The sequence below is a fragment of the Arthrobacter sp. P1_B3 genome, assembly GCF_056406615.1.
Window position 1 is genome coordinate 84999 of the sequence record NZ_JBFTZV010000014.1, and the last position, 15245, is coordinate 100243.

Here is a 15245-nt window from a genome sequence, read left to right on the forward strand (position 1 = left end):
GCCCCGACGCATGGACCGCCGTCTGGTGCTCTTCCGACCGCGCGAGGTAGTCGGTCAGGCAGTAGGCCGCGTGCAGGCGTCGTCCTCTACGCCGTCGTCATCTGGCTACGACAATAAGGAGACACGCCCTAGTCCTTGATTCACGCGTGATCCCGCCGGTTCTTGCCCCAAGGGAGAGCCGGCGGGGTCTTGTTTCCTCGACCACCGGAGGTGAGAAAGCATGACCTCGCCCCCTACTCCAGTACTCACATTCATCCCACCGATAGCGGATATGACGTAAAGTCGATCCGCGCAGAGACGAACTACCCGTCTCGAGGCCGACAGAAGAAATGTTCTGCGCCCTAAACCTCCGCCACGGGAGCCGCGAACTGCGCCGCGTACAGCGCCGCGTACGCCCCGCCCGCAGCCAGCAACTGAGCATGCGTCCCCTGCTCCACGATCTGCCCGGACTCCATCACCAGGATGAGGTCGGCGTCGCGGATGGTGGAGAGCCGGTGGGCAATGACAAACGAAGTCCGGTCGGACCGCAGCGCGCTCATGGCCTTCTGCACCAGGACCTCGGTCCGCGTATCCACTGAAGAAGTCGCCTCGTCCAGGATCAGCACGGACGGGCGGGCCAGGAACGCCCGGGCAATCGTGAGCAGCTGCTTCTCACCGGCGGAGACGTTGGAGCCCTCGTCGTCGAGCACGGTGTCGTAGCCCTCCGGCAGGGACCGGACGAAACGGTCCACGTACGTCGCCCGGGCGGCCTCCAGGATCTCGTCCTCCGAAGCACCAGGCCGGCCGTAGGCGATGTTGTCCCGGATGGTCCCGCCGAACAGCCAGGTGTCCTGCAGCACCATGCCCATCCGCGAGCGCAGCTCGTTGCGGGTCATCGCGGTGACGTCCACGCCGTCGAGTGTGATCCGCCCGGCGTCGAGTTCGTAGAAGCGCATCATCAGGTTCACCAGGGTGGTCTTGCCCGCGCCGGTGTGCCCCACAATGGCGACGGTCTGGCCCGGCTCGGCCACGAGACTCAGGTCTGAGATCAGCGGCTTGTCCGGGGAGTAGGAGAAGGAGACGTCCTCGAACACCAGCCGGCCGCGGCCCCCGTTAGGCGCCACCGACGGATAAGGATCCGCCGACTGTTCCTCGGTGTCCAACAGCTCAAACACCCGCTCGGCCGAGGCCACGCCGGACTGCAGCAGGTTCGCCATGGAGCCCAGCTGGGCCAGCGGCTGGGTGAACTGCCGGGAGTACTGGATGAACGCCTGCACGTCGCCCAGCTGCATCGCCCCCGAGGCCACCTGCAGGCCGCCCACCACGGCGATCCCCACGTAGACCAGGTTCCCGATGAACGTCATGGCCGGCATGATCAGCCCGGAAATGAACTGCGCGCCGAAGCTCGCCTGGTACAGCTCCACGTTCTTCTGCCGGAACCGCTCCTCCACTTCGCGCTGCCGGCCGAAGACCTTCACCAGCGCGTGCCCGGTGTAGGTCTCCTCGATCTGCCCGTTCAGCTCGCCGGTGTGTTTCCACTGCGACACGAACAGCTTCTGGGAGCGTTTGGCGATCACCGCCGTCGTCACCAGGGTCAGCGGAATGGTCACCAGCGCGATCAGCGCCAGCGTGGGCGAGAGCAGGATCATCATCACAAGCACCCCCACCACGGTCAGCACCGAGGTCACGGCCTGGCTGATGGACTGCTGGAGGCTTTGGGAGATGTTGTCGACGTCGTTGGTCACCCGGCTGAGCAGCTCGCCGCGCTGGATCGAGTCGAAGTAGCGCAGCGGCAGCCCGTTGATCTTCGCCTCGATCCGTTCGCGCAGCCGGAAGACTGTGCGCTGCACGACGCCGTTGAGGATATACGCCTGCAGCCAGCCGAACGCCGAGGCCAGCACGTACAGGGCAACCGCCCACAGCAGCACGGTGGCCAGCGCGGCGAAGTCGATCCCGGCGCCGGGCGTCAGCGTCATGGCGCTGAGCATGTCCGCCTGCTGGGTCTCCCCCGCGGCGCGCAGCTGCGCGATCACCTGGGCCTGGGTCTCCCCGGCGGGCAGCTGCTTGGACACGACGCCGGCGAAGATCAGGTTGGTGCCTTCGCCCAGCAGCCGGGGCCCGATCACCGAGAACGTCACGCTCACGACGGCGAGCAGCAGGACCAGCGTCAGCCACAGCCGTTCGGGTCTCAGCTCCCCCAGCAGCCGCCGGGCGGACGGCCCGAAGTTCATGGCCTTCTCCGCCGGGATGTTCATCCCGGCAAACGGTCCGCCGCGGCCGGGCCCACCCGCGGGGCGGGGAATCCGCAGCGGGGCCTGCGCGGCGGGCGCCCCGGAAACCCCGGGGGCGGCGGCGGGGACCGGCGTCGGCGCCTTGTCGGTGCGGCTCATGCCGCCTCCTCCGCCGCGAGCTGGGAGTTCACAATCTCTTGGTACGTCTCGGACGTCTCCAGCAGCTCCTCATGCGAACCGTGCGCGACGATCCTGCCGCGATCCAGCACCAGGATCTGGTCCGCGTCCACAATGCTCGAGACCCGCTGGGCGATGATCACCAGCGTGGCCCCGGCAGTGTGCTGCTTGAGCGCCTGCCGCAGCCGGGCGTCCGTGGCCGTGTCCAGCGAGGAGAACGAGTCGTCAAAAATGTAGAGCTCGGGCCGTTTCACGAGCGCCCGGGCGATCGCGAGCCGCTGCCGCTGGCCGCCGGAGACGTTGGTGCCGCCCTGTGAGATCGGCGCGTCCAGTCCGCCTTCGAGCTCCTCCACAAAGTCCTGCGCCTGCGCAATGCTCAGGGCCCGCCAGAGCTCGTCCTCGGTGGCGTCGGGTTTGCCGTAGAGCAGGTTGCTGCGCACCGTGCCGGAGAACAGGAAGGGCTTCTGCGGGACCAGTCCGATGTGCCCCCACAGCAGGTCCGGGTGGAGCTCGCGCACGTCCACACCGTCGATCCGCACCGAGCCGGACGTCGCGTCGAACAGCCGCGGCATCAGGTTCACCAGGGTGGTCTTGCCGGAACCGGTGCTGCCGATGATCGCCGTCGTCTGCCCCGCGCGGGCGGTGAAGCTCACGTCCGAGAGCACCGGCTGCTCGGCCCCCGGGTAGGCGAACCCGACGTCGCGCATTTCCAGCTCACCGCGCGCCGCCCGCCCGGCCGCGCGCGAAACCGGACGCAACGGCGGCCGGACGCTGGACTCGGTCCCGAGCACCTCGCCGATCCGGTCCCCCGACACCGCCGCGCGCGGGATCATGATCGCCATGAACGTGGCCATCATGACGGACATCAGGATCTGCATGAGGTAGCTCAGGAACGCGATGAGTGTGCCCACCTGCATGGACCCGTCCTCGATCCGGAACGCGCCGAACCAGATCACGGCGGCGCTGGAGACGTTGAGCACCAGCATCACGGTGGGGAACGCGAGCGCCATGAGCCGGCCGGCGCGCAGCGCGGTGTCCGTGACGTCCTCGTTGGCGCGGGCAAAGCGTGCGGTTTCCACGTCCTCCCGGACGAAGGCCCGCACCACACGGATGCCGGTGAGCTGTTCGCGCAGCACCCGGTTGACGGTGTCGATCCGGGTCTGCATGAGCCGGAACAGCGGCACCATCCGGATAATGATCGACCCCACCGCAATCAGGAGCACGGGCACGCTGACCGCGATCAGCCAGGACAGCTGCAGGTCCTGCCGGATGGCCATGATCACCCCGCCGATGCAGAGCATGGGTGCCGTGACCATGAGCGTTGCAGACATCAGGACCAGCTGCTGGACCTGCTGGACATCGTTGGTGGAGCGGGTGATCAGGCTGGGTGGGCCGAACCGGGTGACTTCCTGCTCGGAAAATTCGGCCACCCGGGTGAAGATTGCCCCGCGGACGTCCCGGCCCATCGCCATCGCGGCCTTCGCCCCGAAATACACGGCCACAACCGTGCAGACGATCTGCAGCAGGGTAACCAGGAGCATGAGGCCGCCGATGCGCAGGATGTACTCCGTGTTCCCCGTCGCCACGCCCTGATCGATGATGTCCGCATTCAGGGTGGGCAGGTACAGCGAGGCAATGGACGCCGCCAGCTGGAAGACGACGACGGCGAACAGCAGCCGCCGCTGCGGCCGCAGGTATTCGACGAGCAGTTTCCAGAGCATCCGGTCTCCACTTCACGCGTCACGGGCACTTGTGTGGGTCAGTCTACGTCCGGCTACCCGGAGATAGCTGGGTTCCTCTCAGGGCGAATCGCGGGTGGGCCTGCGGTTATGTTTTTGCTTGCCGGACGGGCTGTCTTGCCGGGCAGTGCTGGCTTGCCGGACAGTGCTGGCTTGCCGGGCCGGTGGCCCGGGTGTAGCTTGAGGCGGATGCTGAGCATTGGCTCGATCGTGATCCGGGTGGACAACCTGGAACGCCAGATGAGTTTCTGGCAGGCTGCCCTGGGCTATGAGCCGCGGTACGCGCCCGACGGCGACTTCGTGATCCTGCAGCCGCCGGGCGGCGTGGGCACGTGCATCTCCCTGGACCGGGTCCCCGCGGCCGTCCAGGTTCCCCCGCGCCTGCATCTGGACCTGTACACGGACACCCAGGACGCCGAAGTGCAGCGCCTGCTGGCCCTGGGCGCCACCCGGGTCGAATGGAGCCAGCGGCCGGCGGACGCCGACTACGTGATACTTGCCGATCCGGAAGGCAACAGGTTCTGCGTGGTGGACACCGCCGGGACGGCCAATTCACCCGCGACCCCCTAGGGTGCGCCTCCCATATCGGGTGTTACCTGTATAGGATCGGGCGGTATGGCGCTGCGACTTGTTCAGGTGAATTTCAAGGCCCGCGATGACTCGGCACTCGGCCGGTTTTGGGCGGAGGCGCTCGGCTGGGGTGTTTCCAGCGAAGGACCCGGCGTGACCAATGTTGAACCCGTGGGCTTCGACTGGCCGGACCCGGCCGCCGTCTGCGTCGACGTTGTCACCGTCCCGGACCCCGAGACGGTGAGGTACCGCGCGCACCTCGATCTCACCACCACCTCTGCGGCCCATCAGGCCGAGCTGGTCGCGCACCTGTTGGAGCTCGGTGCGACGCCCGCCGACGTGGGCCAGGGTGATGTGCCATGGGCGGTTCTGGCCGACCCGGAGGGCAACCTGTTCCGCGTGCTGGAGCCCCGATCGATCTACCGGGACACGGGGCCGATCGCCGCGGTGGTGGTCAGCTGCGCGGATCCGCGGGCCATGGCCCGGTTCTGGGGCGAGGCGATGGACTGGACCCTGCACGAAGTGACCGACGATCATGCGAGGCTGCGTTCAGCCAAGGGTGTCGGGCCGTATCTGGAGTTCCTGCGCACGCCCGCCGGGAAGACCGTGAATGGCCGTGTCCATCTCGACCTGATGCCGTACCCCGGTGATGATCAAGCGGCAGAGGTGGCCCGGCTGCGGGCGCTGGGCGCCACTGACGCCGACGTCGGCCAGGGCGATGTGCCATGGGTGTGCCTCGCCGACTCAGAGGGCAACGAGTTCTGCGTCCTCGCCCCGCGGTGACGCGGAGCCTGGTTCCTGCACGAGTCCAGGCGGTGCAGACGCGGAGGATGTAGACGGCGGGGTAGGTGATGGCGAGCTTGTCGCAGCGCCCTGGACCACGTTCACGCGCCCGTCCACCGGGCCGGGCAGTTGACCCGGCCCGGCCTCCGCCCCGACCACTCGCGACCTAAGTGAACCGGGGTGGACTCGCGATGACCTTCGACCCTAGACCCGCACGGATACCGGGTCCACGGTGTTTCCATGGAATCCACGGAACGCATCGTTGTCGGTATCGACGGCTCTGAATACTCGCCGGCGCCCTTGCGGCTTGCCGGGCGCTTTGCCGCGGCGTTGGGCGCACCCCTTGAGGTCATAACCTGCGTTGGTCTGTCCGATTATTACCTCCCGGCCCATCTCTCGCGTGTCAGTGATGAAGTGGCTACTCAGCTGGAAGAGGTCGCTGCACGCCTGGTGGATCAGGCCATTGACACCGCATTCGGTCAGGATCATCCACCAAGGCTCTCCACGACGGTGAAGTTTGGAACACCAGCGAAGGTTTTGGTCGAGGAGAGCAAGGATGCGCAACTCCTGATCGTGGGCCGCCGGGGCCACGGCGGCTTCTTAAACCAGGTCATCGGCTCCGTGAGTAGCGCCTGTGCCGCGCACGCCTTTTGCCCGGTCGTTGTGGTGGGCCAAGAGTCCGGAGAGCGCTGAACTGGGCGACCGTCCGGTTACGTCTGGGATTCTGCTTGGGCAACGATGTGAAGTGTGTGCAGGAAGCTATCGGGATTGAGGGACAGTGAGTCTATGCCTTCGCGAACGAGGAAGGCTGCGAAATCGGGGTGGTCGCTGGGACCTTGCCCGCAGATACCGATCTTGATGCCGGCCGCATGAGCTTTTCGGATTACGTCACTGATCATTGAGGTGACCGCTTCGTTGCGTTCGTCGAAGAGCCCGGCCAGGTCCTCCGCGTCCCGGTCAACACCCAGGATGAGTTGAGTCAGATCGTTGGAACCGATGGAGAACCCGTCGAACCGCCGGGCGAAGTCCTCGGCCAGAATGACGTTGGAGGGGATCTCGCACATCATGTAGATTTGCAGGCCGTTGTCTCCCCGCCTTAGACCATTGGCTGCCATGGTCTGCAGAACGAGGTCCGCTTCAGCGGGTGTGCGGCAGAACGGCACCATGATAATCACGTTGGTGAAGCCAATAGTTTCCCGCACGCGTTTCAGGGCCTTACATTCCAGCGAGAAGCCGTCTTTGTAGCGGTCATGGTAGTAGCGGGAGGCGCCCCGGAAGCCTAGCATCGGGTTTTCCTCCGGCCGTTCGAAGTACTCGCCGCCGATCAGGTGGGCGTACTCGTTGGACTTAAAATCACTCAACCGGACAATCACCGGCCCTGGATAGTAGGCAGCGGCTATCTTCGCGATGCCGAGAGCCAAGGTCTCCACGAAATACTCCTGCGGATTGCTGTGGTCTTTGGTGATTTCCTGGATCTGCCGGGTCACCTCGGGGTCCCGCACGCGCTCGGGGTGGACGAGGGCCATTGGGTGAATCCTGATCAGGCTGGCGATGATGAATTCCATACGTGCCAGGCCCACACCTTCTGCCGGCAGACGCCACCAACGGAAAGCTGCCGCCGGGCTGGCGACGTTGACCATCATGGAGGTCCTCGTCCGGGGCACGTCCCCCAGGTCGACGTCGACAGAATCAAATGCCAGGGCGCCCTCGTAGACGCGCCCTTCGTTACCCTCGGCGCAGGAAAGAGTCACTGTCTGACCCTCCGTGAGGACCGCCGTTGCCTTGCCGGTGCCGACAACGGCCGGCACCCCCAGTTCCCTGCTCACAATTGCGGCATGACTGGTCGGGCCGCCGTGATCGGTGATGATGCCGGCAGCCCGCTTCATCACCGGCACCCAGTCGGGGTCGGTCATCTCCGTGACGAGCAGGGCTCCGTCACGGAAGTTCTCGATGTCCGCCGGATTCCGGATCACACAAACCTCACCGCGCGTAATCGAATCGCCGACGGCCGACCCCGTCAGGAGTATGTTGCCCTGCTGCAGAAGACGGTGAACCGTAAACCGGGTGCCGCTCTTTCGCGCCTGCACAGTTTCGGGGCGTGCCTGGACCATATAGATTTCCCCCGTTAAGCCGTCCTTGGCCCATTCCATATCCATCGGACAGGCGTAGTGGTTTTCGACGAGCAGTGCCCAGCGCGCAAGCAAGACGATCTCGGCGTCGGCGAGGACGAACGCCTGCCTTTCCTCCTCGGACGTATCGACAATCCGCGTGCGGCCGTTCGCATTCTGCCCGTACACCGATTTCTGTGCCTTGGTTCCGAGGATTTTTTCAATAATCGGGACAATGGCCGGTTCGGCGAGAAGGGGCTTGAAGACCACGTATTTGTCGGGGTCGACGCTTCCCTGGACCACGGTTTCGCCCAGGCCCCACGCCGCGCTGATCACGGCCGCCCGCGGAAAGCCGGACTCCGTGTCGATGGAGAACATGACTCCCGAGGCACCCACGTCAGATCGCACCATCAGTTGCACGCCAATGGACAGGGCCACGCTCAAGTGGTCGAAATTTTTCAGTTCCCGATAACTGATGGCTCTGTCGGTGAACAGCGACGCGTAACAGCGGCGACACGCGTCGAGCAGTTCCGCCTCCCCCGCAACGTTGAGGAAGCTCTCCTGTTGGCCGGCGAAACTGGCGTCCGGCAAGTCTTCTGCCGTGGCACTACTACGAACGGCCACGGCTGGATCATCGAGCCCGGACCGTTTAGCCAGTGACCGGTAATGGCTCACGATCGCTTCGGCAATGTCGTCCGGGAATGAGCTGTTGAGGACCAAGGACCTGAGCGCCTCCCCTGTGTCGCGGAGCGATGCATCACCGGCGCGAAACAGCTGGAGTCTTTGGTGCAGCGCCGAATCGATGCCATTCGCCTCCACGAACGCCCGGTACGCGGCGGCCGTTGTAGCAAAACCGGCAGGGACGCGCACGCCGCTGGTCATGAGTGACCGGGTCATCTCGCCCAGTGACGCGTTCTTCCCGCCGACTTCCGGAACGTCACCCATGCCGACGTCCTCAAACCAGACCACACGCCGTTCCAACATTTGAAAGTTCCGCCCATCATGGTTCTTGCCAGCAAGAGTTGCCCGGGCGCCCGGCATTCAGCAGCCCCTCGCCCGTGCAACCATCGTTCGCCTCCCTCCGGGATGAACCTAGAGCCCAATGACCTTGGTGCGGTGAATCGGCGTATCGAGTCCGGATAGGGATCAAGCTTGGCCGCCTGCCGGCGCTGCTGGCTTCGAGGGTCCTTGGGCCCTGTTTGGCCACCGGGCGACGGCGTAAGGTCGGCGCCATGTTGAACGATGCATCATTACCGGTGGCAGATGTCCTCGCAACGCAAGAGTGCTGGCGGCTGTTGGGCAGTGTTTCGGTGGGTCGCCTCGCTGTTTGGGTGAATGACCACCCGGACATTTTCCCCGTCAACTACAAAATCGAACACGGAACTCTGGTCTTTCGTACGGGTGGGGGGACAAAACTCTCCGCTGCCCTGGCTGGAACCCCGGTTGCCATAGAAGCCGACGGCGTCGATGCGGATGCCGGCGTCGCGTGGAGCGTTGTGGTGAAGGGCCAAGCCACAGCCCTCGAAAGCACGCAAGAGGTTTTGGACACGATTGGGCCGCTCCTCTTTCCGTGGGAGACCGGAAACAAGGATCACTTCGTACGGATTGTCCCGGGCAGCGTGAGCGGCAGGCGCTTCCAGATCGCCCGGCCGCTGACCTGGTCGGGCCCGCTGGACGATGCCACCCGCGCCGGGTTGGAATGACGGAAATCTGCACCCGGCCGGAGTGAGCCCCCGGCAGAGCCGCGTTGCCCCATGAAAGGGGGAACCATGCGTGCTTGGCGGGTAGGGGGTGCTGTCCCAGCGTTGCTTGGGGGCGCCCGCTGGCAGGACCGGTAATGATCGGGAACTTGCCACATGCGACGGGCCTGTCCGCCCGGGAGGCGCAGTCCCTGCTCGCCCGGCATGGCCCCAACCGCATACCGGAAGTCGCGTCCGCCCCGGCCTGGGGCCGCTTCCTGAGGGAATTCACTCACTTCTTCGCCGCGCTTCTGTGGGTTGCCGCCGCGATGGCCTTCATCGCCGGCATGCCACAGCTCGGAGTGGCCGTCGTAGCCGTGGTCCTCATTAACGGCCTGTTTTCCTACGTGCAAGAAGAACGCGCCGAACATGCCGCCGCCAAGTTACGTGCCCTGCTGCCATCGCAGGTCCGGGTCCGCCGGGACGGCCGTTCGGTCAGCCTGGACGCAGCAGACCTCGTGCCCGGGGACGTCGTCATTCTCTCCGCAGGCGACCGCATACCGGCGGACCTTCAGTTCGGATTCACGGACAGCTGCACCGTTGATGAGTCGATGCTGACCGGGGAAAGTGATGCCGTCACCAAGCAGCCGATGGACGCCGGAATCGGAGGGACCTTCCTGACCAACGGAGAGGCCGAGGGCATCGTTACAGCAACCGGACGGAGGACCCGGCTCGCGGAAATCACCGCGCTCACCGCAACGGTCCAGCCGCCGCCAAGTCCGCTGACGATGGAGCTGAGGCGAATCGTCCGGACCATCGCCGTCGTGGCCCTGGGCGTGGGGCTGCTGTTCTTCCTGATATCTGCAGCCATAGGTGTCTCTTGGCACAGCGGATTCCTCTTCGCGATCGGAGTCTCGGTAGCCCTGATCCCCGAAGGGCTACTGCCCACGGTAACCCTGTCGTTGGCGATGGGGGCCCAAAGGATGGCCCACAGGAAGGCGCTCGTTAGGCATCTGCAGGCAGTCGAGACCCTTGGCTCGACAACTTTCATCTGCACGGACAAGACCGGCACACTGACACAGAACCGGATGAGCGCCGTGCAGGTGTGGACGCCGGAGGGTACCGTGACCGTGGCTGGAAAAGGGTACGAACCGATCGCCTCCGTAGCGGGCAGTGAACAGGCTATCGCCCGGGCGGGCAGGGTCAGCGCAGCTGCGGCCTTGGCATCAAGGGGAACGATCACTGTGCGCGACGGTGAGTGGTATCCGGAAGGCGACCCCATGGAGGCGGCACTGGCCGCGCTCTTGCACCGGCTGGTCAACCCTGCCGGCTGGCCGGACCGGGAGTCTGCGATCCGATTCGGATTCAGCCCGGGGCGGCGGCGTGAATCGGTGATCGTGGGGACCACGCTATCGATGAAGGGGGCGCCGGAAGCAGTCCTCCCCCTTTGTGTGCCGGCCGACCGCGACCGCCCGCACCTCTCCTCCGGCACCGCTGACGTGGATCAGCAAATACTGCGGATGGCCAGCCAGGGGCTGCGTCTGCTGGCCGTTGCCGAGCGCTCCCTGACGCCAGCCGAGCTCAATGAGCTGGCGGAGGGCTCCCTGACAGCTGATTCGGTGGAGTCCGGGCTGACACTTCTGGGTCTCATCGGGCTTCATGATCCACCCCGACCCGCTGTCGCGCAGGCCCTGCGAACAGCCCGGGAAGCTGGCGTCAAGGTTGCCATGGTCACAGGGGACCACCCGACGACGGCGGCGGCAATCGCCCGTGAGGTCGGCTTGATGCTGGGCGACGAGCGGGTGTTGGAAGGCGCTGAACTGCCCGAGGACCAAGAGGTCCTCGGCGCCATGCTGGATCACGACGGCGTCGTCATCAGCCGGGTGTCCCCCGAACAGAAACTGCGGGTCGCCAGGGCGTTGCAGGGACGCGGGCATGTTGTGGCGATGACCGGGGACGGGGTGAACGATGGGCCAGCGCTGCAGGAAGCGGACGTGGGCATCGCCATGGGAGTTGCCGGCACCGACGTGGCAAGGGAAGCGGCAGACCTGGTCCTGCTGGACGATGACTTCGCCACAATAGTGGCCGCCATCGAGCAGGGTCGCGCCACGTATGCCAATATCCGCCGGTTCCTCACCTACCACCTAACCGACAACGTGGCTGAGCTGACACCGTTCGTGATCTGGGCCTTCTCCGGGGGCGCCTTTCCGCTTGCCCTTGGCGTGCTGCAGATCCTGTTCCTGGACATCGGCACAGACTTGCTGCCGGCGCTGGCGCTGGGAGCGGAACCACCGAGCAAAGGCCTCATGAAGCGTCCGCCCGAGCGCCGTCACCTGATGGACAGAGACTTACTGGTCCGCGTCTTCGCCCTGCTCGGGCCCGTCGAGGCGCTCGTGGAGATGATGGCTTTTGTCGTCGTGCTGAGGGAAGGCGGATGGAGCTTTGGCGGTCCGCCTCCTTCCACTAGCGTGCTGCTTTCGGCTTCCGGTGCAGCCTTCGCCGCCGTGGTGATGGGGCAGATGGCAAACGCCTACGCCTGCCGCAGCTCCACCCGGCCGCCGTGGCAGTTGGGCTGGTTCACTAACCGCCTGCTTCTGTGGTCCGTCCTGTTTGAACTCGCGGCGTTGGGAGTTTTTCTCGGCGTGGAACCGGTCGCAGCATTGCTGGGCCAGGCCCCTCCGCCCCCGCAGGGATGGGCAATGGCATTGCTTGCCGTCCCGGCGGTGCTGGCCGCCGACTACCTGTACAAGAGGCTGCGTCACGGGAATCACTTAGCGCGCAGGTCCAAGATGGAAGCTGTGTGACTTCCCGGCATGCAACCTGACCGCGTCAGGGCCCAGACGCACCCTTACGGGATGTCCGGCGCCTGCGGCGGCGGCCACCGTCAGCCGTTTGTGGTCCAAGACCACCTCCAGCGGCTGGTCCCGGTACCGGACGATGAAGCCCAGTCTGCGCAAACCCGCGGGCAGCCGGGGATCAAAGACCAGTTCGTCCTGTTCCATCCGGAGCCCGGCGAAGCTTCGTTGCACGGTGTCGATGCTGCCCGCCATGGCGCCGAGGTGGATTCCGGCACGGGTTGTGCCGCCCTGCGTGTCGTCGAGATCGGCGTCGAGCGCTTCACGGAAGGTACTCCAGGCCCGTTCCGGGTCCATGGCGGCCAGGACGGAGGCATGGACCATGCGGCTCAGGGTCGATCCATGGGCCGTTCGGGCGAGGTAGAAGTCAACAGTCCTGGCCAGCATGGTTGAGTCTACGCAGTAGCCGAGAGTTCCGAGAAAATCGGTCAGCTGCTGCTCCCCGAGCAGGTAGAGCAGCATCAGGGCGTCGGCCTGCTTGGCCAGCATGTAGTCGTTGGGTGTTTGGTGTTCTGCTTCGAGGATCAGATCGAGGCGTTCGATATTGCCGTAGAGGTGGCGGTAGTGTTCCCAGTCGAGTTCTTTGAGGCCGCTGTATCCCTCAAATTGGCTGATGATTCCGGCCCCGTGGAACGGGACATACATGCGGTGGCTTATGTGTTCCCAAAGGTTCAGTTCCTCCGGCGCGACGTCCAGCCGCGATGCCAGGTCCTCTTGCTCGTGGGGCTGCAGCGCACCCCTCAAGAGGTGGAGCGCCCTCCCGCAGATCCAGGCGGCCATCACGTTGGTATAGGCGTTGTCATTGACCCCTTCCCCCGGCCGGTCGGGGTAGCCGGTGTGGTATTCGTCCGGTCCCATCACGCCCATGATGTGGAACCGGTCTGTCTCGGCATCATGCATGGCCATCGAAGCGAACAGACGCGCGACTTCGACCAGGATGTCAGCCCCCCGCTCGGTCAACCAAGCCCGGTCTCCGGTGGCCTCGAAGTACTGCCAGGTGTTATAGGCAATCGCCAGGCCCGAATGGCGTTGAAGGCTGGAATAATCCTCCACCCAGTCATTGAGTCGAGGGTTGAATTTCCAATGCGGGGTTTCCTCCCGCCCGTTGCTCCCGCTCTGCCAGGGGTACATCGCTCCCCGCAGCCCTGCCTTCCGTGCGGCATCGCGCGCCGCGTCCAGCCTCCGCCAGCGGTAGTCGAGCAAGGACTTGGCGGTGGCAGGCAGCCGGGATGTGAGCACGGGCAGGACGAACAACTCATCCCAGAACACGTGGCCGCGATACCCTTCTCCATGCAGCCCCCGGGCAGGAACGCCGGCATCCAGCTCGGCCGCATGCGGCGTGAGGGTCTGGAGGACATGAAATACATGAAGGTTCAGGATCAGCTGTGTTTGCCGGTCGGTGTTCAGTTCCAAAGCAAAGGCGGCCAGCAAACGCTGCCAGGCAGACTCATGTGCCGCCAGGATCTGGTCGAAGCCAGCCGGTGCCCGCGCCAAGACATCCAGGGCCCCTCCAAGGGGTGACGATATGGCTGTGTCCCGCGAAGAAACCACCGCAACCATTTTGCAGAAGGCTGTTGGCGCCCCGGCCCGCAGCTCAAGCAGGGCATCACGGTACAGCCTGCCTTTCAGCCGGGTAGCCGCAGTGGCGTCCGGCGCTGGTTGTTGCTCCTGGACCCCGGCCATAGGCCCAAGAATTCGGGCAGCCGTGCAAATCCTGATATGGCTGCTGCTGGTGGCCACCTCGATCCAGTCGGTTCCGGTTGCCGTCGTTCCAAAAGACACGGGACGCAGATGCCGGTGGGCCAGCAGGGCATCGGCGTGAATGTTTGAATTGGTGACCCCCGCATCGAGAGCGGCGCGAACCAGCAGCTGCCCGTCCCAGCCGCGCGCCGTCAACGTCGTTTCCAGCGCCGCCAAATGGGGCTGCGCCGCGGATATGAGGCGCCGCTGCATGACTTCCAGCTGGCGGCCGTCATCGGTCTCGAGCACGACCGTCCGGGACAATAGTGCCCGCCTCATATCGAGTTCGCGGTGCTCACTGCGTAACCGGAGCCCTCCAGCCGACCACCAGCGGCCAGGTACCACGGCAACGTCCACAGGCAGCCAGTTCGGCGCATTCACCATGTGCTCATCCTCGGTCTGCTGCCCATGGACCTCGCTCGTGAGGCGGTTATAGATCCCGGCCAGGTACGTTCCCGGATAATGAATTCCGTCTGCAGCGCTTTCCGGCGCGGCTCCCCTGACAGCCATGTACCCGTTGCCCAGGGTGGTCAGCGCCTCCCGATGGCCCTCGTGGGCAGGATCCATGCCTTCGTAGATGAGATGCCAGGGATCGGCAAGAACAAGGCCGATATCGAATTCGCTGACATCATTGAGCACCACGTCGGCTCCTGCCGCTTCCAACTCGGCACGCTGCCCGGCCCGGTCGATCCCGACAACCAGCCCGAAGCCTCCGGCCCGCGCGGCCTGGACACCAGCCACCGCGTCTTCAATTACGGCCACCCGCGCCGCGGGCACACGAATTTGACGGGCCGCCTCGAGAAAAAGGGCAGGATCAGGTTTCCCGGGCAGGTGGAGATCCGCTGCAGCCCGCCCGTCAATAATGAGATCAAAATCGTCCAGCAGCCTGGCGCGTTTCAAAATGGCACGGGCGTTCCGGCTTGAGGAGGCAAGCACCGTCCTCATGTGCCCCTTACGCAGTCTCCGGAGCAGGTCCACCGTCCCGGCAAACACCCGAACACGGCCCTTCTTGAGTCTCCGATTAAAGATCTCGTTCTTGCGGGCACTGAGTCCAGCTACGGACCATGTACCGGGCGGATCGGAAGGTTGTCCTGCCGGAATGGCGATTCCCCGCGATTCGAGGAAGGCGCGGATGCCCTCTTCCCTCAGACGACCGTCGACGAAGCGCCGGTAGTCGCTGCCCGTGAAGGGGTCCCCACCGGCCGTGCCGGGTACTCGTGGATCCTGGAGGACGCCATCGAATAGCTCCTTCCACGCCATCTCGTGAATTTCAGCTGTGTCAGTGACCACCCCGTCGAGGTCAAAAATGACGGCATCGAACCGGGACATGGCAGATGCCGCCGTGGACGATGCACTCCACTCCTGCGGTTCGGGCGCCATGCGC

General features: G+C 65.2%; 9 protein-coding genes. 5 read left to right on the plus strand and 4 right to left on the minus strand.

Going from position 1 to position 15245, the window contains the following annotated elements; all coding sequences use genetic code 11:
• Positions 1 to 341: 341 nt before the first annotated feature.
• Together AC1D2F_RS15225 and AC1D2F_RS15230 are read right to left on the minus strand one after the other, a co-directional pair.
• A complete protein-coding gene (locus tag AC1D2F_RS15225; RefSeq protein ID WP_476967066.1) occupies positions 342 to 2369 on the minus strand; it encodes an ABC transporter ATP-binding protein in 2028 nt (675 codons plus the stop codon).
• Positions 2366 to 4108, minus strand: coding sequence for an ABC transporter ATP-binding protein (locus AC1D2F_RS15230; RefSeq protein WP_229992097.1), 1743 nt, complete (start codon positions 4106 to 4108; stop codon positions 2366 to 2368). Before AC1D2F_RS15230 ends, AC1D2F_RS15225 begins: the two co-directional genes overlap by 4 nt.
• Positions 4109 to 4315: 207 nt before the next feature.
• Between AC1D2F_RS15230 and AC1D2F_RS15235 the strand changes: the two genes are divergently transcribed.
• The 3 genes from AC1D2F_RS15235 (at position 4316) to AC1D2F_RS15245 (ending at position 6172) form a co-directional block, all read left to right on the plus strand.
• Complete coding sequence (locus AC1D2F_RS15235) at positions 4316 to 4696, plus strand: VOC family protein (protein WP_364744303.1); 381 nt, start codon at positions 4316 to 4318, stop codon at positions 4694 to 4696.
• A 45-nt stretch (positions 4697 to 4741) separates the two neighbouring features.
• Positions 4742 to 5479 carry a VOC family protein gene (locus tag AC1D2F_RS15240; RefSeq protein WP_364744300.1) on the plus strand — a complete coding sequence of 246 codons (738 nt, stop codon included), beginning with the start codon at positions 4742 to 4744 and terminating at the stop codon, positions 5477 to 5479.
• Positions 5480 to 5719: 240 nt separating this feature from the next.
• Entirely contained in the window at positions 5720 to 6172 is a 453-nt protein-coding gene (locus AC1D2F_RS15245; protein WP_476967067.1) for a universal stress protein, read from the plus strand.
• A 17-nt stretch (positions 6173 to 6189) separates the two neighbouring features.
• On the opposite strand, the gene ppsA is transcribed toward AC1D2F_RS15245, so the two are convergent.
• On the minus strand, positions 6190 to 8571 hold the full coding sequence (gene ppsA, locus AC1D2F_RS15250; RefSeq protein WP_476967068.1) for a phosphoenolpyruvate synthase: 2382 nt from the start codon (positions 8569 to 8571) through the stop codon (positions 6190 to 6192).
• 248 nt (positions 8572 to 8819) lie between these two features.
• Between ppsA and AC1D2F_RS15255 the strand changes: the two genes are divergently transcribed.
• Both AC1D2F_RS15255 and AC1D2F_RS15260 read left to right on the plus strand, forming a co-directional pair.
• Complete coding sequence (locus AC1D2F_RS15255; protein ID WP_476967069.1) at positions 8820 to 9290, plus strand: pyridoxamine 5'-phosphate oxidase family protein; 471 nt, start codon at positions 8820 to 8822, stop codon at positions 9288 to 9290.
• 134 nt (positions 9291 to 9424) lie between these two features.
• Entirely contained in the window at positions 9425 to 12070 is a 2646-nt protein-coding gene (locus AC1D2F_RS15260) for a cation-translocating P-type ATPase (RefSeq protein WP_476967070.1), read from the plus strand.
• Here the strand turns inward: AC1D2F_RS15260 and AC1D2F_RS15265 are convergent.
• A complete protein-coding gene (locus AC1D2F_RS15265; RefSeq protein WP_476967071.1) occupies positions 12038 to 15241 on the minus strand; it encodes an HAD-IA family hydrolase in 3204 nt (1067 codons plus the stop codon). The two genes, AC1D2F_RS15260 and AC1D2F_RS15265, sit on opposite strands and share 33 nt — an antisense overlap.
• Positions 15242 to 15245: the final 4 nt, after the last annotated feature.

Coding starts and splice junctions, on each gene's coding strand:
- AC1D2F_RS15265 (WP_476967071.1), bottom strand. CDS start 15,241: ATGGCGCCCGAACCGCAGGAGTGGAGTGCATCGTCCACGGCGGCATCT.
- AC1D2F_RS15245 (WP_476967067.1), top strand. CDS start 5,720: ATGGAATCCACGGAACGCATCGTTGTCGGTATCGACGGCTCTGAATAC.
- AC1D2F_RS15260 (WP_476967070.1), top strand. CDS start 9,425: ATGATCGGGAACTTGCCACATGCGACGGGCCTGTCCGCCCGGGAGGCG.
- AC1D2F_RS15225 (WP_476967066.1), bottom strand. CDS start 2,369: ATGAGCCGCACCGACAAGGCGCCGACGCCGGTCCCCGCCGCCGCCCCC.
- ppsA (WP_476967068.1), bottom strand. CDS start 8,571: ATGTTGGAACGGCGTGTGGTCTGGTTTGAGGACGTCGGCATGGGTGAC.
- AC1D2F_RS15240 (WP_364744300.1), top strand. CDS start 4,742: ATGGCGCTGCGACTTGTTCAGGTGAATTTCAAGGCCCGCGATGACTCG.
- AC1D2F_RS15230 (WP_229992097.1), bottom strand. CDS start 4,108: ATGCTCTGGAAACTGCTCGTCGAATACCTGCGGCCGCAGCGGCGGCTG.
- AC1D2F_RS15255 (WP_476967069.1), top strand. CDS start 8,820: ATGTTGAACGATGCATCATTACCGGTGGCAGATGTCCTCGCAACGCAA.
- AC1D2F_RS15235 (WP_364744303.1), top strand. CDS start 4,316: ATGCTGAGCATTGGCTCGATCGTGATCCGGGTGGACAACCTGGAACGC.